The sequence below is a fragment of the Streptomyces liangshanensis genome (genome assembly GCF_011694815.1).
GTDB classification, from domain to species: domain Bacteria; phylum Actinomycetota; class Actinomycetes; order Streptomycetales; family Streptomycetaceae; genus Streptomyces; species Streptomyces liangshanensis.
In genome coordinates, this window is record NZ_CP050177.1 from 6814250 (window position 1) to 6836021 (window position 21772).

Below are 21772 nucleotides of genomic sequence, written 5' to 3' on the forward strand. Positions count from 1 at the left end.
GCGCGTGCCGCCACGGATCGACCTCGACAGCTACGCCAAGGGTGTCCTGGACGGCTCGCGCGCGTACATCGCACGGGCCATCACGCTGGTGGAGTCCACCCGGCCCGACCACCGGGCCCTCGCCCAGGGGTTGTTGACCGAGCTGCTGCCGCACGCGGGCAAGGCGCGCCGGATCGGGATCAGCGGTGTGCCGGGCGTGGGCAAGTCCACCTTCATCGACGCGCTGGGGACGATGCTCACCGGCCTCGGGCACCGGGTCGCGGTGCTGGCCGTGGACCCGTCGTCCAGCAGGACCGGTGGTTCCATCCTCGGCGACAAGACCCGGATGGAACGCCTCGCGGTCGACCCGAAGGCCTTCGTGCGGCCCTCACCGACCGCGGGGACGCTCGGCGGGGTGGCGAAGGCGACGCGCGAGACGATCGTGGTGATGGAGGCGGCCGGGTACGACGTGGTGCTGGTGGAGACCGTCGGGGTCGGGCAGTCCGAGACCACGGTCTCCCGGATGGTCGACTCCTTCCTGCTCCTCACCCTGGCGCGCACCGGCGACCAGCTCCAGGGCATCAAGAAGGGCGTCCTGGAACTGGCCGATGTCATCACCGTCAACAAGGCCGACGGCCCGCACGAACACGACGCGCACGCGGCCGCGCGTGAACTCGCGGGCGCGCTGCGGCTGATGCATCCCGTGGACGCGGCCTGGACGCCGCCGGTGCTCAGTTGCAGCGCTCGGGAGGGCACCGGGCTGGACGTGGTGTGGGACCGGCTGGAGCAGCACCGCGCGATCCTGGAGGCGGACGGCAGGCTGGAACGCAAACGCCGTGACCAGCAGGTCGACTGGACGTGGTCGATGGTCCGCGACCACCTTCTGGACCGGTTGCGCGAGAACCCCGAGGTGCGGGAGCTGGCACCCGGGCTGGAACAGCGTGTACGGGACGGCACGTTGACCCCGACGCTGGCGGCCGACCGGATCATCGAGGCGCTCGGGCGGCCGGTGCCGGGGCGTGACGTCTGAGGACGAAGGCGCGATCTCTCAAGAAGAAGGCGTACGGAACGTGGACGACGAACAGCATGTCCTGACCCACCGCCAGGGGGGCGTCGGTCAGGTGATCCTCAACCGGCCGCGGGCCCTCAACGCGCTGACGCACGGGATGGTCTCGGGGATCTCCGAGGCCCTCGCCGCGTGGGAGCGGGACGATGACGTGCGTGCGGTGGTCATCTCCGGGGCCGGTGAGCGCGGGCTCTGCGCGGGCGGTGACATCCGGGCCATCTACGAGGACGCGCGGGTGGGTGGGGGCGCGTCGGAGGCGTTCTGGCGCGACGAGTACCGGCTCAACGCGTACATCGCGCGCTATCCGAAGCCGTACGTCGCCTTCATGGACGGCATCGTGATGGGCGGCGGGGTCGGGGTGTCCGCGCACGGCGGGGTGCGGATCGTCACCGAGAGGTCGGCCGTCGCGATGCCGGAGACGGGGATCGGGCTGGTCCCGGACGTCGGCGGGACGTATCTGCTGTCCCGGGCGCCGGGTGAGGTCGGCACCCATCTCGCGCTCACGGGGGTGGTGGTGGGGGCGGCGGACGCGGTGTGGTGCGGGCTGGCGGACCACTTCGTGGCGTCGGACCGGTTGGAGGGGGTGCGGGACGCGCTGGGGGAGGCGCTGCGCGGCGCGCTTGCGGGCGGGCTCGCGGACGGGCGGGTCCAGGTGGAGGGCGTCGTCCGGGAGGTGGTGGCGCGGTTCGCCGGCGTCGCGCCGGAGGGGCGGCTCGCGGCCGATCGTGGGTGGATCGACGCGTGTTACGCGGCGGACACGGTCGAGGAGATCGTGGACCGGCTGTACGGGGACGGGCATCCGGCGGCGAAGGAGGCGGCCGAGACGCTGTTGACGCGCTCGCCGACCGCGCTGAAGGCGACGCTCGCCTCGTTGCGGCGGGCGCGGGGGTTGCCGACGCTGGAGTCGGTGCTGGAGCAGGAGTACCGGGCGTCGTGTGCGGCTCTTGCCACGGCGGACCTGGTGGAGGGGATCCGGGCGCAGGTCATCGACAAGGATCGGGCGCCGCGGTGGGTTCCGGGGGAGCTTGCCGGGGTGACCGGTGGGGAGGTGGAGCGGTTTTTCCTGGTGCCGGGTAGTGGGGATCTTTGGGGTGGGGTGCGCTGACGCGGTGCTCGGTTGTTGGGGGTGGGGGCTTGGGGGACGCGCTGAAGGTGTCCTCAAGCGCCGGACGGGCTGGGGTTGGCCGGGCTGGGTGGGTTTGCTGGGTGGGCTTGGGTTGTTTTTAGGCGTCTTTGCCTCTTAGGGCGTCTCGTTTGCGCCAGGCCACGATTGATGCGCCTACGCCTGTCAGGACGATGAAGCCCATGGCCACCAGGAAGATCGGGGACGTCGGGGAGGAGGCGCGGCTGCCTGCGACGACGTATGCCGCCGTGTTCGGGATCGAGCCGAGTCCCGTCGCCAGGAGGAAGGGCGCCCACCCCATGCGGGAGATCGCCGCGCAGTAGTTCGCCGCCGCGAAGGGAACGCCCGGGAACAGCCGTACCGCCAGCATCGAGCGGAACCCGTGCCGGCTCAACTGGCCGTCCGCGGCCTCGATCCAGCGCCCCCGCAACAACGGCCGCAACGCGTCCTGGCCGAGGAAACGGCCGAGGCCGAACGCCAGCCCCGCGCCCAGTACCGTCCCCGCGAGCGCCGCGGGCAGTCCCAGCGCCGTACCGAACAGGGCCCCCGCCCCGAGATTCAGCAGCGGGCGGGGGACGAACGCTACCGCGCACACGCCGTACGCCAGCGCGAACAACACTACGGCCGCGCTCCCGGTGAGCCGGGCCGGCCAGCCCTCCGAGAGGAGTCTCTGCGGTTCGTACAGCAGCACCAGCGTCCCGGCGGCGCCCAGTACCGCGACAAGGAGAGCGAACCGCGACCAGGGCGAGCGCAACGCCCTGGAGCAGCGGACAGCGATGCCCGGCGCAGGCCGGGTGGCGGTGTCGAGCATCCGGGGAGACTAACCGACGAACGTGTGTGATCGCCGCATCAGAGGTGACGGACCGGTGTGATGTGAGCAGTCAGACTTGTCCGTTGGCCGTGTCGTGAGCCGTGCCTCGCGTGGAAAACCATTCGACGTGCCGGGCGGTGTGGACGAACATCGAGGCATGTTCCGGTACGCCTTCCTCGCAGCGCCGTCCGCAGTCGCGGACGCGCCGAAGGCTGCCGCTCTCCTCGCTGCGGCGCCCGTCGGCGGCGCCCGAAGCTGACCCTTCCCGGATCGTCCGGCGGACCCCGTAGGGGGAGGGTCGGCAAGTCCAGGGGGTCCCTCTCACGCTTCGAGTTCCTTGAAGGGACCGCACCATCATGTCCAAGACGGCATACGTACGCACCAAGCCGCACCTCAACATCGGCACCATGGGCCACGTCGACCACGGCAAGACCACGCTCACCGCCGCCATCACCAAAGTCCTCAGCGACCGCGGGACGGGCACCTTCGTGCCGTTCGACCGCATCGACCGGGCGCCCGAGGAGGCGGCGCGGGGGATCACCATCAACATCGCGCATGTCGAGTACGAGACGGACACCCGTCACTACGCGCACGTCGACATGCCCGGCCACGCCGACTACATCAAGAACATGGTCACCGGCGCGGCGCAGCTCGACGGGGCGATCCTCGTCGTCTCCGCGCTCGACGGGATCATGCCGCAGACCGCCGAGCACGTCCTGCTCGCCCGCCAGGTCGGCGTCGACCACATCGTCGTCGCCCTCAACAAGGCCGACGCGGGCGACGACGAGCTCACGGACCTGGTCGAGCTGGAGGTGCGTGAACTGCTCACCTCGCAGGGGTACGGCGGGGACACGACGCCCGTCGTCCGGGTGTCGGGGCTGCGCGCGCTGGAGGGCGACCCGCGCTGGACGGGGTCGATCGAGGCGCTGCTCGACGCGGTCGACACGTATGTGCCGATCCCGGTCAGGTACACGGACGCGCCGTTCCTGCTGCCGGTGGAGAACGTCCTGACCATCACCGGCCGGGGGACGGTCGTGACGGGGGCGATCGAGCGAGGGACGGTACGGGTGGGCGACAAGGTGCAGGTCCTGGGCGGCGACCTGGGGCCGCAGGCCAGCACCGTCACCGGCCTGGAGACCTTCGGCAAGCCGATGGAGTCCGCCGAGGCCGGGGACAACGTCGCGCTCCTCCTGCGCGGGATGCCCCGCGACGCGATCCGTCGCGGACAGGTGGTGGCGGCGCCGGACACGGTGGTGCCGAGCCGGCGCTTCACGGCGCGGGTGTACATCCTCTCCGGGCGGGAGGGCGGCCGGACGACTCCGGTGGCGACCGGGTACCGGCCGCAGTTCTACATCCGTACGGCCGACGTGGTCGGGGACGTGGACCTGGGCGACACGGCGGTCGCGCGCCCCGGCGACACGGTCACCATGACCGTGGAGCTGGGCCGCGACATCCCGCTGGAGCCGGGGCTCGGGTTCGCGATCCGGGAGGGCGGCCGGACGGTCGGGGCGGGGACGGTTTCGTCGTTGCTGTGAGAGTCGCTGTTGTACGGGGAGTGGGGTTCCCGGGCCGGCTGTGCGGCGGGAGACGGGGTCCGGAGTCGTGCGCGACACTTCCTTCTGGGACCCAGCGGTGGGTCCGGTGCGGGAGAGGCGGCAGTCATGACGCGTACGGCCCTGGTCCTCGGTGGTGGCGGGATCACCGGCGTCGCCTGGACGATCGGGGTCCTGCACGGCCTCCGCCTCGCCGGCACGGATCTCACCACGGCGGATCTGATCGTCGGCACGTCGGCCGGATCGGTGGTCGGCGCGCAGATCGCCGCCGGGACGCATGACCTGGAGGCGCTGTACGAGCGGCAGCTCGCTCCGCCCGGGGACGAGCGGCCCGCGCGGCTCGGCCCGGCGGTCCTCTTCCGGTACGCCCGCGCGATGCTCGTGTCCCGTACCCCGGAGGCGTACGGGCAGCGGATCGGCCGGTACGCGCTGGCCGCGGCGGCGGGGCTGGAGGCGGAGGCGGACCGGCGGGCGGTGATCGCGTCGCGGATCATGGTCGATTCCTGGCCGGAGCGGGCGCTTGTGGTCACGGCCGTGGACGCGCTGACGGGGGAGCTCCGGGCGTTCGACCGGGAGAGCGGGGTGCCGGTGGTGGACGCGGTGGCGGCGAGCTGCGCGGTGCCGGGGGTGTGGCCGCCGGTCACCGTGGAGGGGCGGAAGTGGATCGACGGCGGGATGCACTCGCCCGCGAACGCGCAGTTGGCGGCCGGGTACGACCGGGTGGTCGTGATCGCGCCCGTCGGGTCCGGGAGCGGGGTGGTCGCGGGGCCGCAGAGCCAGGCGGCGGCGCTGGTCGCGGGGGGTGCGCGGGTGGAGGTCGTCACGCCGGGGGCGGCGGCGAAGAAGGCGATCGGGCACAACGTGTTGGATCCGGGGCGCCGTGCGGGTGCTGCGCGGGCGGGGGTGGTTCAGGGGGGTGGGGTTGTGGGGGTGGTGGGGGTGGTTTGGGGTGGGGGGCCTTGAGCGCCGGACCGGCTTGAAAGGTGTCCTCAAGCGCCGGACGGGCTGGGGGTGGCTCGGCGGGCTGGAGGGGGCTGGGGTGGGTGGTGTGGGTTGGGGTGCGCACAATGGGGGGGTGAGTGAGTTGATTCCCGTGGTGCGGGGTGTGGAGTTCGGGACCGCCAAGTTGATGCCCGACGTCGATCGGGAGCGGGCCTGGTTGTTGACCGTCGACGGGGCGCCCCAGTCGTACGTCGATCTTGACGAGCCCACCCACCTGGAGTTCGAGTACACCCGCCGCCTCGCCCACGTCGTCGACTCCGTCGCGGCCTCCGGTGAGCCGCTCGCCGTGGTGCATCTCGGGGGTGGCGGGCTCACGCTGCCCCGGTACGTGGCCGTCACCCGGCCGCACTCGCCCCAGCACGTCGTGGAGGCCGACGCCGGACTGCTGGCGCTGGTCGCCGAGCAGCTGCCGATACCCGCCGGCGCGGGCATCTCCGTGCACCACGCGGACGCCCGCGGCTGGCTCGCCCAGGCCGGGGAGCGCTCCGCGGACGTCATCGTCGCGGACGTCTTCGGCGGGTCGCGGATCCCCGCGCACCTCACCTCCGTCGAGTACGCCCGCGAGGCCGAGCGGGTCCTTCGTACCGACGGGATCTACCTCGCCAACCTCGCCGACGGCGCGCCCTTCGACTTCCTCCGCTCCCAACTGGCCACCTTCGCGGAGGTCTTCGAGGAACTGGCGCTGATCGCCGAGCCCGGTGTCCTGCGCGGGCGCCGGTTCGGCAACGCCGTGCTCGTTGCCTCGCACTCCGCCATCGACACGGCGGCACTCGCCCGGCGTACCGCCTCCGACGCGTTCCCGGCCCGCGTCGAGCATGGGGCGTCCCTCGCCACGTTCATCGGGGACGCGACCGCGGTACGGGACTCCGGCGCCGTCCCCTCACCCCGCCCGCCCGACGGTGCCTTCAGCATCGGTTGAGGAGGGAGAGGGAGAGAGGGAGGGGGAAGCGGGGGACGTTGCTACCTTTGTCGTACGGCGGGACAGGTGGCGTACGTCCGGGACTGTCAGCACCGCCGCCGTCAGTACCACCACCAGCGCCGAGCAGCCCCACAGCGCCGCGTCCCGGCCGAAGGCCTGCTCCGCCGGGCCCGTGAGCGCCGCCGCCACCGGCACCATGCCGACCGAGCCCAGCCAGTCGTAGGCCGAGACCCGGGACAGCATGTCCTCCGGGATCTCCTGGTGCAGCGCCGTCATCCACGAGACGCCGAACACCTCCACGGAGGCGCCCGTCAGGAACAGCACCGCCGCCAGCGGCAGCACGGGCAACGGCACCGCCAGCGCCGCCGACGGGAGGGCCAGCGGGAAGACGCAGAGCGTGCCCGCGAGCAGCAGCCGCCGGGGGCGCCAGCGCATCATCACCAGCGCGCCGACCACCGTGCCCGCGCCGAAGGCGGCGAGCGCCAGGCCCCACGGCCCCGCGCCGCCCAACTCCTCCTCCGCGACCAGCGGCCCGTACACCGACTCCGCCGCGATCACCACCGCGTTGACCACCGCGAACTGCACGACGATCGACCAGAGCCAGGACCGCCCGACGAACTCCCGCCAGCCCTCCCGTAGATCGGAGATCATGCCGCCGCCCGGTTTACGCGCCGGGATGTGGCTCACGTCGAGGAAGGCCCGGAACGACGCGGCCACCAGGAACGCGACCGAGTCCACCGCCAGGACCCACCCCGGACCGAACACCGCGATCAGCGCGCCGCCCAGGGCCGCGCCGCCCATCCCCGCCCCGTGCATGGCCATCCGGTAGAGGGCGAACGCGCGGCCCGCCTGTTCGCCGCTCACGCTGGACAGCAGCATGCCCTCGGACGCGGGGGAGAAGAAGGCGTGGCCGGTCCCGCCCAGGGCCGCCAGGACCATCATCTGCCACAACTGCGGTTCGCCCACGAGCACGAGGAGCGCGAACGCCCCCTGCGACACGCAGTTGAGGGCGTTGGCGGCGACCATCACCCGGTGCCTCGGCAGGCGGTCCGCCAGCGCGCCGCCGACGAGCAGGAAGAGTACGAGCGGTACGGTGCGCGCCGCGGCCACGAGCCCGACGTCCCCGCCGTCGCCGCCCGCCTGGAGGACGGCGAACGCGGCGGCGATCAGGGCCCCTTGGCTGCCCAGGTTGGTGACGATCGCGGCGGCCGTCAGGAGGGTGTAGTTGCGGCCGGCCCACGCGGGGCGGCGGGAGGGGCCGCGGAAAGGACGGCGGGAGGGGCGGGTTCGGCGGCCCGGGGCGCCTGCGGAAGCACTCACCCCAGGACTATCCCCGCCGTCACCCTCCGTGCCAACCGACTATCCGGCCGCGTGACGTCCTGTCAGGAGGTGCCCGCCAGCCGTACCGTGCCCATGATCTTCTTCAGGGTCTCGTCCGCGACCTCGTCCGGCACACCCTTGGCGGCGTACGCCACCCAGGTCGCGTACTCACCCTGCGTGTTGACGAACGAGAAGGCGATCGCCTTGCCGTCGGTCTCGCACTTGGCCTTCTTGGTGACACCCGCGGCCGTCGAGATCGAGTAACTGCCCTTCAAACCGGAGGTGGTGGTGAAGGGGGCGCCCTTGCTGGTCTTGAGGACCGTCTTGAGCCTCGCCTCCGGCTCCTGCTGCGCGTAGGCGGCCCAGACCAGGTTGCTCGCCTGGATCTCGGCGGACGACGGGGTGTCCTTCGCGCCCCTGGCGCCCTTGGTGCCGGTCCCGACCAGGCTGGTGTCCTCGGTCTCGCCGTTCCGGTCGGTGTCCTCCGAGCACCACTTCGACTTGTAGTACGCGGGGGCGGAGAACGAGAAGACCGGCGAACCGTCCCCCTTCTTCCTGTCCTCGAAGAGCGTGGAGAAGCCGGGCTTCTCCACCTCCCAGTCCGCCGGAACGTCGAACTGCGTCCCGTACTTCGGATTGCTGACGACCTTCCAGCCCGCGATCTGCGGCTTGGCGGCCTGGGAACCGTCGCGAGGATTGGCCGCGGGGCTGGACGTGCTCGGCTTCGCGGACACCGACGGCTTCTGGTCGTCGGCCTTGGTGTCCTTGGCGTCGTCGTTCTTCCCGCCGAGTACGAGGAACCCGGTGACGCCCGCCGCCACGACCACGGCCAGGGCCGCGAGGATCGCGACCACCGTCGTCTTCTTGCCGCCGCCCGACGGGGCCGGGCCGCCCGGTCCCGGCCCGCCCGGTCCCGGCCCGCCGGGCACCGCGTACTGCGGCACGGTGGGCTGCTGGTACGGGTTCGGGCCGACCGGTTGGCCCGGCTGCTGCGGGTATCCGGGCTGCCCGGGCTGCCCCTGCTGCCCCGGCTGGGGCGGCGAGGGTTGCTGGGGCGGATAGCCGGGCTGCTGCTGGTAGCCGGGCTGTTGATACGGATTCGGCTGTGAGTATCCCGGCTGCTGGTACCCCGGCTGCTGGTACGGGTTGGGATGCGGGTCCTGCGGGTTCTGCTCGCCCCCGGGCGGCTGCTGTCCTGGCCACATGGCGAGTAACGATAGAGGGGTCCGCCCCCGCGGCCACGGCCGCCCCGTCAGGGGATGGCCAATCCTTACTACTGGCGGGTAACATCTCGTCGTATGAGCGCTGATCAGAATTCCGTCGGTGAACTGCTCACCGCCACCGTGCCGATGACCAGAACCCTGGAGCTGGAGTTCGTCGAGACGACTCCCGAGCGGGCCGTGGTCCGCCTGCCCGACCGGCCCGAGTACCACAACCACGTCGGCGGGCCGCACGCCGGGGCGATGTTCACGCTGGGCGAGTCCGCCAGCGGCGCGATCGTGCTCGCCGCGTTCGGCGACCAGCTGCACCGGGCCGTACCGCTCGCCGTCAACGCGACGATCGACTACCGCAAGCTCGCCAAGGGGGTCGTCACGGCGACCGCGTCGCTCGGGCGCCCCGTCGCGGACGTCGTCGCGGAGCTGGACGCGGGGGAGCGCCCGGAGTTTCCCGTCACCGTCGACCTCACCCGCGCGGACGGCGCGGTGACCGCCGGGATGACCGTGGTCTGGACGCTGCGGCCCAACGCCTGACCGCGCCCGGTACGCCTGACCGCGCCCGGTCACCAGGTAGGCTTCCCGCCGTACAGCCGCAGAAGGTTTACGGGTATACGGGAGGAACCGGCGTTGCACGTCCAGGAGTGGCTCGAGACCGTGCCCGCGGTCAGTATCTATCTCCTGGTGGGGCTGGTGATCGGGCTCGAGAGCCTCGGTATCCCGCTGCCCGGTGAGATCGTCCTCGTCAGCGCGGCGCTGCTGGCGTCCCAGCACGGTGAGATCGACCCGTACGTCCTCGGCGCGTGCGCCTCGGCCGGGGCGATCATCGGGGACTCGATCGGTTACGCCATCGGGCGCAAGGGCGGGAGGCCGCTGCTCGCGTGGCTGGGCGGCAAGTTCCCCAAGCACTTCGGCGAGGCCCAGATCTCCATGGCGGAGCGGTCCTTCGAGAAGTGGGGCATGTGGGCGGTCTTCTTCGGCCGCTTCGTGGCGCTGCTGCGGATCTTCGCCGGGCCGCTGGCGGGGGTGCTGCACATGCCGTACTGGAAGTTCCTGATCGCGAACGTCTTCGGCGGGATCGTGTGGGCCGGGGGGACGACCGCTGTCATCTATACGGTGGGTGTGGTGGCCGAGCCCTGGCTCAAGCGGTTCTCGTGGGTGGGGTTGGGGTTGGCGGTGTTGATCGGCGTCGGGTCGATGCTGGTGCTGCGGAACCGGGCGAAGAAGTCTGCGGCTGCTGCTGGGGTGGAGCCGGTTGAGGTGGGGGCTGGGCGGGGCGGGGAGTAGGGGGGGCTGCGTTCGCGGGGGCGGGGGTTTGTCCTCAAGCGCCGGACGGGCTGGGTTTGCCGGTGGGTGGGTGCGGGGTGTGGGGGGTGCGGTTACTGATGTCCTCAATCGCCGGACGGGCTTGAAGGGGTGCCGGGTGGGCGTTCTGGTGGGTTTTTGTCAGGGTTAGGTAGACTGACGCGTTCAGTTTGATGCCCGCCTTTTCCTCCTCCGTCAGTTGTCGGCGGACCTTTGCGGGGACTCCGGCGACCATTGAGCCCGGTGGGACGCGCATTCCCTGGGGGACGAGGGCCTGTGCCGCCACCAGGGAGCCGGCGCCGATGTGGGCGCCGTTCAGGACCGTCGCGCCCATGCCGATCAGCACGTCGTCCTCGACGACACACCCGTGCAGCACCGCGTTGTGGCCCACCGACACCCGTGCGCCGACGGACAGCGGGGAACCCGGGTCCGAGTGCAGCGTGCAGTTGTCCTGGATGTTGCAGTCCTCGCCGAGCAGGATCGGCCCGCAGTCGGCCCGCAGCACCGTGTGGTACCAGACACTCGCGCCCGCCGCCACGGTCACGTCGCCCACCACCACACACGTCGGTGCGAGGAAGGCGGCCGGATCGATGCGGGGGTCCTTGCCGGCCAGCCCCGCGACCAATGCCTTGTGCGTCATGAACGGCTCTCCTTGTCCGTGTTGTCGTCCGTGCTCGCGCTCGTACGAACCGTAGGTGATCGTCCGCGCACCAGGGCCACCAGGTCGGTGCCGCCTCCGGGGTTCTCTTCTGACGGGTCATCAATAAACTGTTCGCGCAGGGATGTTCCGATCGCTTGGGTCCGATCCGAGGGAGCTCCATGGCCACCGCACAACAGATCCCCGACATTCTCTCCGCCGAGTTCGCGGCGAATCCCTATCCGGCCTACCGCGCCATGCGTGAGCACGCGCCCCTCATCTGGCACGAGGCCACCGGCAGCTGGATCATCTCGCGGTACGACGACGTCGAACGGGCCTTCAAGGACAAGGAGTCGGTGTTCACCACCGACAACTACAACTGGCAGATCGAGCCCGTGCACGGCAGGACGATCCTCCAGCTCAGCGGGCGGGAGCACGCCGTACGCCGGGCGCTCGTCGCCCCCGCCTTCCGCGGCGGCGACCTCCAGGACAAGTTCCTGCCGGTCATCGACCGCAACGCCCGCGAGCTGATCGACACCTTCCGGCACACCGGTACGGTCGACCTGGTCGAGGCCTTCGCCACCCGCTTCCCCATCAACGTCATCGTCGACATGCTGGGCCTGGACAAGTCCGACCACGAGCGGTTCCACACCTGGTACACCGCCGTCATCGCCTTCCTCGGCAACCTCTCCGGCGACCCGCGGGTCATGGCGGACGGCGAGCGGACCCGCGTCGAGTTCGCCGAGTACATGATCCCGATCATCCACGCCCGGCGGGACAACCTGGGCGACGACCTGCTCTCGACGCTCTGCGCCGCCGAGGTCGACGGCGTACGGATGAGCGACGAGGACATCAAGTCCTTCTGCAGCCTGCTGCTCGCCGCCGGCGGCGAGACCACCGACAAGGCGATCGCGTCGCTCTTCGCCAACCTGCTGCTCCACCCCGAGCAGCTCGCGGCCGTGCGGGCGGACAGGAGCCTGATCCCGCGGGCCTTCGCCGAGACGCTCCGGTTCACCCCGCCGGTCCACATGATCATGCGGCAGACCGCCGTGGACGTCGAGGTCAGCGGCGGCACGATACCGTCCGGTGCCACCGTCACCTGCCTGATAGGCGCGGCCAACCGGGACAGCTCCCGCTACGCGGAGCCCGACACGTTCGACATCTTCCGCGACGACCTGACCACCACCACCGCGTTCTCGGCCGCCGCCGACCACCTGGCGTTCGCGCTCGGCAGGCACTTCTGCGTGGGCGCCCTGCTGGCCAAGGCGGAGATCGAGACCGGCGTCAACCAACTGCTCGACGCCATGCCGGACCTGCGCCTCGCCGACGGCTTCGACCCGGTGGAGCAGGGCGTGTTCACCCGGGGGCCCCGGTCCCTGCCGGTGGTGTTCACCCCCACCTCCGACCCCGCTTCCGCGTGACGGCGGACCGTACGCCCGGCCCGGGACCAGCCGTCCCGCCCGGGCGTACGGGCCGGGCGTACGGAGCCGGGCCGGGCGTACGGGATCCGTCGCGGCGGCCGCCTCCCGGCCGGGCGGCCGTCCTCAGCGGGCGGCCGGGGTGAACCGTACCGGCAGCGACGTCAGGCCGCGCATCCAGATCGACGGCCGCCAGCTCAGCTCGTGCGGTTCCACCGACAGGACCACGTCGGGCAGCCGTTCCAGCAGCGTCTCGATCGCGGTCCTGGCGATGACGTCCGCCAGCAGCGGCGCCGGATAGGGGCAGCGGTGCTCGCCGTTGCTGAACGACAGGTGCGCGGAGTTCTCCGCGCCGACCGCCCCGCCCGGCCAGATCAGCGGATCCGTGTTGGCCGCCGCCAGGCCGAGGACCAGGCAGTCGCCCGCCATGATCTGCCGGCCGCCCAACTGGGTGTCGCGTACGGCCCACCGGCCGATGAAGTTCTGCGTCGGGGTGTCCAGCCAGAGGACCTCGTTCAGCGCCTGCCCCACCCCGATCCGGCCGCCCGACACGTTCAGCGCGAACCGGTCGTCGGTCAGCAGCAGACGCAGAGTGTTGCAGATCCAGTTGGCGGTCGGCTGCTGCGCGGCGGCGATGACGGTGATCAGGTCCTGGACGATCTCGACGTCGGACAGCCCCGCCGGATGGGTCAGCATCCGGGACGTGATGTCCGAACCGGGGCTGCTCCGCTTGTCCTTGACCAACCGCTCGATCCGCGCCTGCACCCGCAGGTACGCGGCCACCGGGTCGTCGCCCTCCGCCGCGTCCAGCGAGATCCGCAGATCGCGTACGAGGTCGTCGGTGTCGCCACTGCCACCGCCGGGCATCCCGCACAGCCGGACCACGGCCCGCATCGGCAGCGCGTGCGCGTACGACGTCATCAGCTCGGCCTGGCCGCTGCCCGCGAACGAGTCGATCAGTGCCTCGGCGATCTCCCGGCAGAGCTGGGCGAGTTCGAACTGGTCGACCGCCTCCAGCGCCTCGGTGATCACCCCGGCCCTGCGCTGGTGCTCCGTACCCTCCGTGAAGAGCACCGACGGCTGGTGGCCGACGAACGGCATCAGCGGCCAGTCGGGCGGGATCGCGGGCCACTGGTTCCAGCGGCGTGAGTCGCGGGCGAACAGCTCGTCGTGGCCGGTGACGTACGAGACCTCGGAGTAACCGAGCACCAGCCAGGCGGGGATGTCGCCGTCGAGGAGGACGGGCGCCACCGTGCCGTGCCGGCGGCGCAGGGCGCGGTACAGCTCCGACGGGGTCTGCTGGAACTCCAGGCCGCTCAGCGACACCGCGCCCGGGTGCGCCGGGCAGCCGGGCGGAGGCGTGGCGCCGGGCGGGGGCGCGTCGTCGGTCACCGGTTGTCCGGTCGCGGATTCGGTCATGGGTTCGGTCATGGGGTCAACTCCCGGGCCATGGCCAGCTCGTAGAGGTGGTCCACGAGGGTGATCAGGACGTTCTTGCCGGAGGACCGCACCCGCGCGTCGCAGTCGATCAGCGGTACGTGCTCCGCCAGCGACAGCGCCTGCCGGATCTCGGCCAGCGAGAACGCGGAGACGTCGTCGTCGAACCGGTTGACCGCGACCACGAACGGGGTCCTGTGGTGTTCGAGCCGGTCGATGGCGTACCAGGACTCGCTCATGCGCCGGGTGTCGACCAGGACCACCGCGCCGAGCGTGCCGGAGAACAGCCGGTCCCAGAGGAACCAGAACCGCTCCTGCCCGGGCGCCCCGAACAGGTACAGCACCATGCGGTCGTTGAGGCTGATCCGGCCGAAGTCGAAGGCCACGGTGGTGGTGGTCTTGGTGGTCAGCCCGGCCGGGTCGTCCACGCCGACCCCCGCCTGGGTCATGACCTCCTCGGTGTTGAGGGGCCGGATCTCGCTGACCGACCGTACGAGCGTGGTCTTGCCGACCCCGAACCCGCCCACGACCACGATCTTCAGACCGGTCTCCGCCCCGTCGGCCAGGGGCGTGCGGCCCGGCAGTTCAGAGAGCATGGAGTCCATGGAGCACCTCCTTGAGAAAGGCGGAGTCGGGCGGTGAGGTGACCGACCGCCCGGCGCGGGGGCGGCGGGCGGTGATCCGGCCCGTCGCGAGGAGGTCGCCGAGCAGGATCCGTACCACCGTCACGGGCAGCTTCACCTCGGCGGAGATCTCCACGACCGCGGTGGGATGACGGCACAGAGCGAGGATCCTGGCGTGCTCGGACTGCATGCCCGGGGTGGGTTCGCACTCGGCGACGATCAGGGTGACCAGGTCGAACGTGTCGTCGTCGACCCGGCTGCGGCCACCGGTGACGGTGTACAGCCGGTGGGGGTCCCCGGTGTCGACGGGCTTGCGGATCATGACGGGGAACTCTCCCGGTCGGTGGTGCGCGGCTCGGCCCTCAGGTGCTCACCGATCTGCTCGACCAGCTCGGTCATCCGGTGGCCCACCACACCCGGGTCGGCGCCGTCCTCGGCGACGACCGCGAGGTGGGCCCCCTCGCCGGCCTCCACGATGAACAGCAGCCCGCCGTGGAACTCGGTCATCGAGTGCCGTACGCCTCCGCTGCCGTTGCCGAACTCCACCGAGGCGCCCTGGGCGAGCGCCTGGATGCCGGAGCAGATCGCGGCGAGCTGGTCGGCCTGGTCGACGGTGAGGAAGCGGCTCCAGCAGAGCTTGAGTCCGTCGCGGGAGAGGACCAGCGCGTGGCGGGTGCCGGGGGTGCGTTCCAGCAGGCTCTCCAGGAGCCAGGTCAGACTGTTGTCAGTGGTCTGCATGTTCCTGATCTCGCGTTCCGGGTGGGGGACGTGTGGGGGGCTGGGGTGGCCGGGTGGCCTGACGGCCGAGCGGCCGGGGGGCGGCTAGGGAGTGCCCTCCGGGGGACGGTGGGCGTGGCGGGCCCGGTGGAAGGCGCCGAACTGGGAGCCCGCGTCCCGGCCCGTGCGGGGCGCGCCGGTCTCCGGTTCGGGCTCGGGGCGGCCCCGGTCGGCGGCGGCCATCGTGCGGCCCGGCGGCCGGACGGGCAGCCCGTTGGGCGTCGCCACGCGGGGGCCGTCCCCGGGCGCGGCGGGTGCCGGCAGGGGCGGGGCGGCCGGGGGCGGGGTGTCAGCGTCGGCGGGACGCGCGGTCGGATCCGGTGGTCGTACGGGGTGTTCCGGGAACGCGGCCTGTCCGGTGCGCACACCGTGCCCGTTCCGTACGGCCGGTTCGGCGCCTACGGCCCGCTCCGGAAAGCCGGCCTGCTCCGGGAAGGAGGCCTGCTCCGGGAGCGGGTCCCGCTCCGGGAAGGTGTCCCGCGTCGGTCGTACCGACTGCTCCGGGAGTACCGCCCGCTGCTGGGCCAGCAGTTGCGGCGGGAACAGCACGACCACGCCCGTACCGCCGCGCGAGGACGGCCGGTAGTTCACGCTCAGGTGGTACTTGGCGGCCAGCCGGCCCACGACGGCCAGCCCGAGGCGGGTGCCCTGGAGCGTCGCCAGGTCGTTCATCCGGCCCGACACGGACTCCTCGGCGCGGCGCATCGCCGCGTCGGCCATCTTGAGGCCGCTGTCCTCGATCGTCACCACGATCCCCGCCGTGCGCTCCTCTACATAGACGTGGACCTCGTCGATGGGCGGGGAGAAGTTCGCGGCGTTGTCCATCAGTTCGGCCAGGAGGTGCATCACGCCCTCGGCGGCGAACCCGGCGATCGCGGCGTCGCTGGAGCAGTGCAGCCGTACCCGCTGGTAGGCGGAGATACGGCCCACCGCGCCGCGCAGGACGGACTCCATCGGGATCGGCTTGTTCCAGGAACGGCTGGCCCGCCCGCCCATCAGCAGGGCGAGCCGGTCGGTGAGCAGCCCCAGTTGGGAGGTGTTGTGGTCGAGCTTCAACAGGTCGCCGAACACCTCCTCGCCGTACTTGTCCTGCATCTCGCGCAGGTCGGCCAGCATGCTGACGGCCTTGGCCTGCACCCGGCTCAGCGCCTTGGCGCTGGCCGCCTGCGCCGCCGCGCCGCGCCGCTCGCTGGTGGCGAACTCGCGGACGATCACGTCCACCAGGACCCGCAGCCTCGGGTCCGTGGGCGGTTCGACCGTGCCGAGCACGGTGTCCGCCGAGCCCCCGGAGCGCAGCCCGCCCAGCGCGGCGGGGAGGGTCGTGGTCATCAGGCGGTCCAGGTCGTCGGCGCCCCGGGCGAGCCGCTCGACGGCCGTCGCGCAGTCGGCGCGCGACTCGGCCGCGCGCCGCTCGGACGCGGCGACCTCGGCGGCGAACACCTCCAGCAGGCGCCGCAGTTGGGGGTCCGACGGCGGGGCGGTGGCGGCGATCGCGGCCTCGGCGCTCGCGCCGTCCCGCAGGCGCTTGACGACCGAGGGCAGCGAGACGTTCAGCAGATGCGCCGACTCCCCACCGAACTGGGCCAGTTGTGTCTGCGCGGTCCTGACCTCGCCGTCCGCCGTGACCGCCCCGCGGCGGCCCTGGCGTACCAGGACGACGGCGGCCGCGACGGTCACCGCCACGCAGACCCAGGCGCCGGCCGCGGTGGCCGCCACCCAGGCGCGGGCCGGGACCGGAGCCGCCAGCGCGGCGGCGGCCGCCGCCGCGGCCACGACCACCAGTGCCGCCAAGGGGACGGCCAACGACAGCGATCGTGCGGGGCGTATGCGGTGCGGGCTGGGGGCGACAGGCACTGACATTCCGCGGTCCCTCGGTACTTGGAGTGTGTGGGGGGAGACAGAGAGTGGCGCTCATGCTAGCCACGGCGCCGCGTCCGGAGGCCCGCGAAAGGCCGGTGCCAGCCCTACGGGGGAGTTTGCGCGGAAGCGCCCCGACGGGCGGGGGTCCCGTGGTACGGGAGTGACCTGGGGGAAAGATCACAGGTCCGTGCCCGGCCCGTCCCCTCCGCGCCCCACTACGGTGTGTGCGTGCCGAAGAACGGAACCGTCCTGTCCTCGCTGGCCGCCTGGCGCCGCTCGCTCGCGTCGCGCGCCGTGCAGCGCGGCTGGCGCTGGATCCAGGACACGGGCGCCGTCACCGCCGAGCACCCGGGGCGGCTGCGGTTCGCCAGGATCGGCGCCGGCACCCGGCTGGCCTTCCCGCAGGGCACGGTGTTCGGCGAGGCGTGGATCGCGCTGGGCGACCACTGCGTCATAGGCGAACAGGTCACGCTGACCGCCGGGATGATGCCCGGCCTGGACCTCGGGCCCGCGACGCTCCTGACCCTCGGCGACGGTGTGGTCCTCGGGCGGGGCAGCCACGTCATCGCCGACACCACGGTGACCATCGGCTCCGACACGTACTGCGGCCCGTACGTCTACATCACGTCGACCAACCACAGCTACGACGACCCGGCGACGCCCGTCGGCAAGCAGTGGCCGAGGTTCGAGCCCGTCGAGATAGGCCCCGGTTGCTGGCTCGGCACGGGCGCGGTGGTCCTGCCGGGCGCGCGGCTCGGCAGGAACGTGGTCGTGGCGGCGGGGGCGGTGGTACGGGGCGAGGTGCCCGACCACGCGGTGGTGGCCGGCGCCCCCGCCCGGGTCGTACGGAGCTGGGACCCGGAGCGGGGCTGGCAGCCGCCGCTGCGCACCCCGGCGCCCGTACCGATCCCGGAGGGGATCACCCCCGAACAGCTGCTGGCCCTCGGGGACCGGGATCCGGACGCCTGAGGGGCTCCCCACGCCCGAGGCGCGCCCCCGTGCGTTAGCGTGACGTCCATGCGCGCACCCCTCGGAGACTTCGCCGACGCCCGGCCGGCCCCTGACTGCCTCGACCTGCTCGTCGAGCCGGTCGCCCGGGCCGTCCGCGCCTGGCAGGGCGCCGTCCCCGCCGACCAGTTGGTGTTCGTGGACACCGATCCCGCGATCGCGGACACGGCGGCCTTCGTCGAGCACCACGGGGCCGAACTGCTGGACCGGTCGGCCAACTGCGTGGTGGTGGCCGGGAAACGAGCGGGCGGGTCGACCCTGGCCGCCTGCGTCGTCCTGTCCCGTACGCGCGTGGACGTCAACGGTGTCGTCCGCAAGCAACTGGGCGCGCGCAAGGCGTCGTTCGCCCCGATGGACACCGCGGTGAGCGAGACGGGCATGGAGTACGGCGGGATCACCCCGATCGGACTGCCCGACGGCTGGCCGCTGTTCGTGGACTCGGCGGTGGTCGACACCGAGTGGGTCCTCATCGGCAGCGGCCGGCGCCGGGGCAAATTGATCGTGCCCGGCAAGGCCTTCGCGGACCTGCCGGGCGTGGTGGTGCTGGAGTCACTGGGCATCTGACCCCGGGGCGCCCGAGGGCGCCGCGGGGCGGGTACGACCGTACGGCCGGGGGCTCAGCCCAGGCGCGGGATCTCGATGGCGGGGCAGCGGTCCATGACCATGGCGAGTCCCGCCTGGCGCGTCCGGTCGTACGCCTGCTCGTCGACCACCCCGAGCTGGAACCAGACCGCCTTCGCGCCGATGGACACCGCGTCGTCCGCGACCGCGCCGGCCTGCTCGCTGTTCACGAAGACGTCCACGACGTCGACCGGGAACGGGATGTCGGCCAGCGAGGCGTACCCCTGTTCGCCGTGGACACTCTCCGCCTTCGGGTGGACGGGCACGATCCGCTTCCCGAAGCGCTGGAGCACGCCCGCGACCCCGTAGGCCGCCCGTGAGGTGTTGTTGGAGAGCCCCACGACCGCCCAGGTGTCCCCGGTCGAGGTGAGGATTTCGCGGATGGTCTTGTCGTCTGCGTACATGTCCGGGACAACGGGCGGCCCGCCCCGGTCATTCCCGCGCCGACCGGCGGGTCCGGGGCCCGAGGGGCCGCACGGTCAGGGCCCCGCGGGCCCGCATAGGGTGGAGCGATGCAGGAGCAGTACCGGACCGTCGCCCGCGCGGGCGTGCACGAGACCGAGATCAACCGGTCGCGCTTCCTGTGCGCCGTCGCACCCGTCGCCGACGAGCGCGAGGCGCAGGAGTTCGTGGCGGGGATCCGCAAGGAACACCCGACGGCCGGCCACCACTGCTTCGCGTACGTGATCGGCGCCGACGCCTCCGTGCAGAAGGCGAGCGACGACGGCGAGCCGGGCGGGACGGCCGGGGTGCCGATGCTCGACATGCTGCTGCGCCGCGAGATGCGGTACGTCGTCGCCGTCGTCACGCGCTACTACGGCGGGGTCAAGCTGGGCGCGGGCGGGCTGATCAGGGCGTACGGGGGAGCGGTCGGCGAGGCGCTGGACCTGGTCGGCGTACGGACCCGGCGGCGCTTCCGGCTCGCCACCGTCACCGTCGACCACCAGCGCGCGGGCAAGCTGGAGAACGATCTGCGGGCCACCGGGCGCGCGGTCCGTGAGGTGCGGTACGCGGAGGCGGTGACCATCGGGATCGGGCTGCCCGACGGCGAGGTCGACACGTTCCGGGCCTGGCTCGCGGACACCACGGCGGGGACGGCGGTGCTGGAACTGGGCGGCGAGGCGTACGGCGACGGGTGACCGGGCGGCTCAGGCGCTGGGCGTGGGCGCCGGGATCAGCGCCGTGTCGAACCCGCCGCCGATGATCTCGGCCGCGAAGTCCGCCAGCCGCAGGCGGTGGGAGCGGGCATAGGCGCGGAACGCCTCGAACGCGTCGTCCACGGATGTCCCCCAGCGTTCGGCGAGGACCCCCTTGACCTGCTCGATCAGCACCCGGCTGGTCAGCGCCGCCTGGAGCCGGCTCGTCTCCACGTGCGACTGCTCCAGCGTGCGCTGCTGGAGGATGGCGATCGTCGCCACGTCCGCGAGCGCCTGGGCGAGGGCGAGTTCCCCTTCGCCGAGCCGGTGCGGCGCATTCTGGAAGAGGTTCAGCGCGCCGACCACGCGGTCCCGCAGCCGCAGGGGCAGCGCGTGCGTGGTCACGTACCCCGTCGCGCGCGCCTGCGCCGTGAAGCGCGGCCACGTCGCGGCGGCCGCGTCGTCGGTCAGGTCGATGTTGGGCGTGGCCCGGCCCGTGCCGTAGCACTCCACGCACGGACCCTGGTCGTGCTGCACGGCGAGCAGTTCCAGCAGCCGGGTGTGCTCGTCGGACGCTGCCATGATCTGCAACTCGCCGTGCTCGTCGGCGAGCATGATGCCCGCCGCGTCGACGTCGAGCAGTTCCACACAGCGGGAGGAGAGCCGCTGGAGGAGATCGATCACGTCGAAGTCGTCGATCAGGGAGTCGGCGACCTCGACGAAGATCTCCGCCGGAGTTTCCTGGCCACCACGTCCGCCGCGACCTCGCTCAGGGTCCGCTCGCTGCCGTACGAGGGCCTCGGCCAGCTCCACCCCCAGCTGCACGCTGATCATGCCGGTCGCCTGGTGGACCACCGCGCGGTGCGCCTCGGACGGCGGGGAGACGGCCGTGCGGCCTGCCGCGGCGCGTGTGCCCTGCTCGTTGAGGAAGGCCGCGGTCAGCGCCGCCGTGAGCGCCAGGGCGTCCGAGATCTGCTGCCGCGACAGGCCGTGGGTGTCATGCCGTACCACCGTCAGGACACCCAGACGCATGGCGCCGATCCCGAGGGGGAAGCAGAAGACACCCCGCACCGGGGTATCCAGCGCGGCGGGCAGCAGCGCCGGCCACCGTTCGGGCCGTACACGTTCGAGATCGGGTTCCAGCACGACCACGCCCGTGCGGACCGCCTCGGGGCCGGGGCCCTCCCCGAAGGTGTACTGGAGCTCCTCGAAGCGGGCGCTGCTCTCCGGGTAGCACCACAGCGGCTCGACCAGGGGGCCGTCGTCCAGCAGGAGCGACACGGCGACACCGTCGACCCCGAGGGCCCGTACGCACCCGGCCGCCAGGTCCTTGTCGCCGCCGAGGCCCAGCGTCCGCAGGACGTCGGCCATGCCGTCGCTGATCACGGTGTCCGTCCATCGCTGGGGTCGGTGCCCTGGGCGCGGTGCCCGCCGACTCCTCCGGACTTTACGCGCTTCCGCCGCACGGTGCGCCCTGGTCCTCGGGCGGCGGGGCGTCCGCGACGTGGCCGCGCCGGGCGTCCATGACGGTCAGGTACTGGGGGAACAGCTCCCCGAGCCGGGCGGCGCGGAACACGATGCCGACGCTGCGGCGCGTGTAGACGACCCGGGCCCAGCCGCCGTGGTGCCGGCAGTCGTCCCAGGCCGCGCAGAGCGGGTCGAGGGCGCTGCCGTCCATGAAGGACACGGCGCTCAGGTCGACCACCAGGCGGGGCGGCCGAGGCCGGTCCCGTACGGTCCGCAGTTCGTGCGCGAAGTGCGGGACGGTGGTCAGGTCGAGCTCGCCCGTCGCCCTGACCACCTGGCACGCGTCGTGGGGATCGGTGAGGGAACCCATCCGTGGCCAACTCCTCTGGGTCTGGTCGCCGGGGGCCGGGACACGGTTCGTCAGCGCGGCCAGCGTAGTGCGGCGCCCGCCGCCGGGTCCTGTCACGGCGCCCATGCGCCGGCCGCTGTCCGATCT

The 21772-nt window shown here is 72.4% G+C and carries 22 protein-coding genes and 1 pseudogene; 11 read left to right on the plus strand and 12 right to left on the minus strand.

Annotated features, from left to right (window positions below; genetic code table 11):
- The first annotated feature begins 4 nt into the window (after window positions 1-4).
- A complete protein-coding gene (gene meaB, locus HA039_RS29620) occupies window positions 5-1009 on the plus strand; it encodes a methylmalonyl Co-A mutase-associated GTPase MeaB (RefSeq protein ID WP_167034471.1) in 1005 nt (334 codons plus the stop codon).
- Between the two features lie 40 nt (window positions 1010-1049).
- Window positions 1050-2150, plus strand: a complete 1101-nt coding sequence (locus HA039_RS29625) for an enoyl-CoA hydratase/isomerase family protein (protein ID WP_167034473.1) — start codon at window positions 1050-1052, stop codon at window positions 2148-2150.
- Between the two features lie 118 nt (window positions 2151-2268).
- On the opposite strand, the gene HA039_RS29630 is transcribed toward HA039_RS29625, so the two are convergent.
- Window positions 2269-2979, minus strand: a complete 711-nt coding sequence (locus tag HA039_RS29630) for a TVP38/TMEM64 family protein (protein WP_167034475.1) — start codon at window positions 2977-2979, stop codon at window positions 2269-2271.
- Window positions 2980-3335: 356 nt separating this feature from the next.
- Here HA039_RS29630 and tuf point away from each other — a divergent pair, with 356 nt between their 5' ends.
- The 3 genes from tuf (at window position 3336) to HA039_RS29645 (ending at window position 6453) form a co-directional block, all read left to right on the plus strand.
- Window positions 3336-4514: an elongation factor Tu gene (gene tuf, locus HA039_RS29635; RefSeq protein WP_167034477.1), complete on the plus strand. Its 1179-nt coding sequence runs from the start codon at window positions 3336-3338 to the stop codon at window positions 4512-4514.
- Window positions 4515-4640: 126 nt separating this feature from the next.
- Window positions 4641-5495, plus strand: a complete 855-nt coding sequence (locus HA039_RS29640; RefSeq protein WP_167034479.1) for a patatin-like phospholipase family protein — start codon at window positions 4641-4643, stop codon at window positions 5493-5495.
- A gap of 112 nt (window positions 5496-5607) precedes the next feature.
- A complete protein-coding gene (locus HA039_RS29645; RefSeq protein ID WP_167034481.1) occupies window positions 5608-6453 on the plus strand; it encodes a spermidine synthase in 846 nt (281 codons plus the stop codon).
- Here HA039_RS29645 and HA039_RS29650 read toward each other — a convergent pair.
- Together HA039_RS29650 and HA039_RS29655 are read right to left on the minus strand one after the other, a co-directional pair.
- Complete coding sequence (locus HA039_RS29650) at window positions 6415-7773, minus strand: MFS transporter (protein ID WP_167034483.1); 1359 nt, start codon at window positions 7771-7773, stop codon at window positions 6415-6417. The two genes, HA039_RS29645 and HA039_RS29650, sit on opposite strands and share 39 nt — an antisense overlap.
- A gap of 62 nt (window positions 7774-7835) precedes the next feature.
- Window positions 7836-8978, minus strand: a complete 1143-nt coding sequence (locus tag HA039_RS29655) for a DUF8017 domain-containing protein (protein ID WP_167034485.1) — start codon at window positions 8976-8978, stop codon at window positions 7836-7838.
- 93 nt (window positions 8979-9071) lie between these two features.
- On the opposite strand from HA039_RS29655, the gene HA039_RS29660 reads away from it, so the two are divergent.
- Entirely contained in the window at window positions 9072-9524 is a 453-nt protein-coding gene (locus tag HA039_RS29660) for a DUF4442 domain-containing protein (RefSeq protein ID WP_167034487.1), read from the plus strand.
- 93 nt (window positions 9525-9617) lie between these two features.
- On the plus strand, window positions 9618-10274 hold the full coding sequence (locus HA039_RS29665; protein WP_167034488.1) for a DedA family protein: 657 nt from the start codon (window positions 9618-9620) through the stop codon (window positions 10272-10274).
- 136 nt (window positions 10275-10410) lie between these two features.
- On the opposite strand, the pseudogene HA039_RS29670 reads toward HA039_RS29665, so the two are convergent.
- Window positions 10411-10932 (minus strand): annotated as a pseudogene (locus tag HA039_RS29670) (gamma carbonic anhydrase family protein); the annotation flags it as partial.
- 179 nt (window positions 10933-11111) lie between these two features.
- Between HA039_RS29670 and HA039_RS29675 the strand changes: the two are divergent.
- A complete protein-coding gene (locus tag HA039_RS29675; protein ID WP_167034490.1) occupies window positions 11112-12350 on the plus strand; it encodes a cytochrome P450 in 1239 nt (412 codons plus the stop codon).
- 123 nt (window positions 12351-12473) lie between these two features.
- On the opposite strand, the gene HA039_RS29680 is transcribed toward HA039_RS29675, so the two are convergent.
- The 5 genes from HA039_RS29680 to HA039_RS29700 all read right to left on the minus strand — a co-directional run bounded on the left by HA039_RS29680 (window position 12474) and on the right by HA039_RS29700 (window position 17044).
- A complete protein-coding gene (locus HA039_RS29680; RefSeq protein ID WP_167037800.1) occupies window positions 12474-13766 on the minus strand; it encodes a cytochrome P450 in 1293 nt (430 codons plus the stop codon).
- 8 nt (window positions 13767-13774) lie between these two features.
- A complete protein-coding gene (locus tag HA039_RS29685) occupies window positions 13775-14389 on the minus strand; it encodes a GTP-binding protein (protein WP_167034491.1) in 615 nt (204 codons plus the stop codon).
- Entirely contained in the window at window positions 14370-14729 is a 360-nt protein-coding gene (locus HA039_RS29690; protein WP_167034492.1) for a DUF742 domain-containing protein, read from the minus strand. The genes HA039_RS29685 and HA039_RS29690 overlap by 20 nt, the downstream gene beginning before the upstream one ends.
- On the minus strand, window positions 14726-15145 hold the full coding sequence (locus HA039_RS29695; protein WP_167034493.1) for a roadblock/LC7 domain-containing protein: 420 nt from the start codon (window positions 15143-15145) through the stop codon (window positions 14726-14728). Before HA039_RS29695 ends, HA039_RS29690 begins: the two co-directional genes overlap by 4 nt.
- Window positions 15146-15229: 84 nt before the next feature.
- Window positions 15230-17044, minus strand: a complete 1815-nt coding sequence (locus HA039_RS29700) for a sensor histidine kinase (protein ID WP_167034494.1) — start codon at window positions 17042-17044, stop codon at window positions 15230-15232.
- Between the two features lie 228 nt (window positions 17045-17272).
- On the opposite strand from HA039_RS29700, the gene HA039_RS29705 reads away from it, so the two are divergent.
- Window positions 17273-18013 (plus strand): acyltransferase, encoded by a 741-nt coding sequence (locus HA039_RS29705; RefSeq protein WP_167034495.1) that lies wholly within the window; start codon window positions 17273-17275, stop codon window positions 18011-18013.
- 48 nt (window positions 18014-18061) lie between these two features.
- The gene (locus HA039_RS29710) at window positions 18062-18616 is read left to right on the plus strand and encodes a YbaK/EbsC family protein (RefSeq protein WP_167034497.1); all 555 of its coding nucleotides are present in this window, start codon (window positions 18062-18064) and stop codon (window positions 18614-18616) included.
- 53 nt (window positions 18617-18669) lie between these two features.
- Here HA039_RS29710 and HA039_RS29715 read toward each other — a convergent pair whose 3' ends face one another.
- Window positions 18670-19077 carry a CoA-binding protein gene (locus HA039_RS29715; protein ID WP_167034499.1) on the minus strand — a complete coding sequence of 136 codons (408 nt, stop codon included), beginning with the start codon at window positions 19075-19077 and terminating at the stop codon, window positions 18670-18672.
- Between the two features lie 108 nt (window positions 19078-19185).
- On the opposite strand from HA039_RS29715, the gene HA039_RS29720 reads away from it, so the two are divergent.
- Window positions 19186-19812 (plus strand): YigZ family protein, encoded by a 627-nt coding sequence (locus tag HA039_RS29720; RefSeq protein ID WP_167034501.1) that lies wholly within the window; start codon window positions 19186-19188, stop codon window positions 19810-19812.
- 9 nt (window positions 19813-19821) lie between these two features.
- On the opposite strand, the gene HA039_RS34545 is transcribed toward HA039_RS29720, so the two are convergent.
- A complete protein-coding gene (locus tag HA039_RS34545; protein WP_341830042.1) occupies window positions 19822-21195 on the minus strand; it encodes a GAF domain-containing protein in 1374 nt (457 codons plus the stop codon).
- Between the two features lie 61 nt (window positions 21196-21256).
- Window positions 21257-21646 carry an STAS domain-containing protein gene (locus HA039_RS29730; protein ID WP_167034503.1) on the minus strand — a complete coding sequence of 130 codons (390 nt, stop codon included), beginning with the start codon at window positions 21644-21646 and terminating at the stop codon, window positions 21257-21259.
- Between the last annotated feature and the right edge of the window lie 126 nt (window positions 21647-21772).

Coding starts and splice junctions, on each gene's coding strand:
- HA039_RS29630 (WP_167034475.1), bottom strand. CDS start 2,979: ATGCTCGACACCGCCACCCGGCCTGCGCCGGGCATCGCTGTCCGCTGC.
- tuf (WP_167034477.1), top strand. CDS start 3,336: ATGTCCAAGACGGCATACGTACGCACCAAGCCGCACCTCAACATCGGC.
- HA039_RS29640 (WP_167034479.1), top strand. CDS start 4,641: ATGACGCGTACGGCCCTGGTCCTCGGTGGTGGCGGGATCACCGGCGTC.
- HA039_RS29655 (WP_167034485.1), bottom strand. CDS start 8,978: ATGTGGCCAGGACAGCAGCCGCCCGGGGGCGAGCAGAACCCGCAGGAC.
- HA039_RS29660 (WP_167034487.1), top strand. CDS start 9,072: ATGAGCGCTGATCAGAATTCCGTCGGTGAACTGCTCACCGCCACCGTG.
- HA039_RS29675 (WP_167034490.1), top strand. CDS start 11,112: ATGGCCACCGCACAACAGATCCCCGACATTCTCTCCGCCGAGTTCGCG.
- HA039_RS29680 (WP_167037800.1), bottom strand. CDS start 13,766: ATGACCGAATCCGCGACCGGACAACCGGTGACCGACGACGCGCCCCCG.
- HA039_RS29685 (WP_167034491.1), bottom strand. CDS start 14,389: ATGGACTCCATGCTCTCTGAACTGCCGGGCCGCACGCCCCTGGCCGAC.
- HA039_RS29690 (WP_167034492.1), bottom strand. CDS start 14,729: ATGATCCGCAAGCCCGTCGACACCGGGGACCCCCACCGGCTGTACACC.
- HA039_RS29695 (WP_167034493.1), bottom strand. CDS start 15,145: ATGCAGACCACTGACAACAGTCTGACCTGGCTCCTGGAGAGCCTGCTG.
- HA039_RS29700 (WP_167034494.1), bottom strand. CDS start 17,044: ATGTCAGTGCCTGTCGCCCCCAGCCCGCACCGCATACGCCCCGCACGA.
- HA039_RS29710 (WP_167034497.1), top strand. CDS start 18,062: ATGCGCGCACCCCTCGGAGACTTCGCCGACGCCCGGCCGGCCCCTGAC.
- HA039_RS29715 (WP_167034499.1), bottom strand. CDS start 19,077: ATGTACGCAGACGACAAGACCATCCGCGAAATCCTCACCTCGACCGGG.
- HA039_RS29720 (WP_167034501.1), top strand. CDS start 19,186: ATGCAGGAGCAGTACCGGACCGTCGCCCGCGCGGGCGTGCACGAGACC.
- HA039_RS29730 (WP_167034503.1), bottom strand. CDS start 21,646: ATGGGTTCCCTCACCGATCCCCACGACGCGTGCCAGGTGGTCAGGGCG.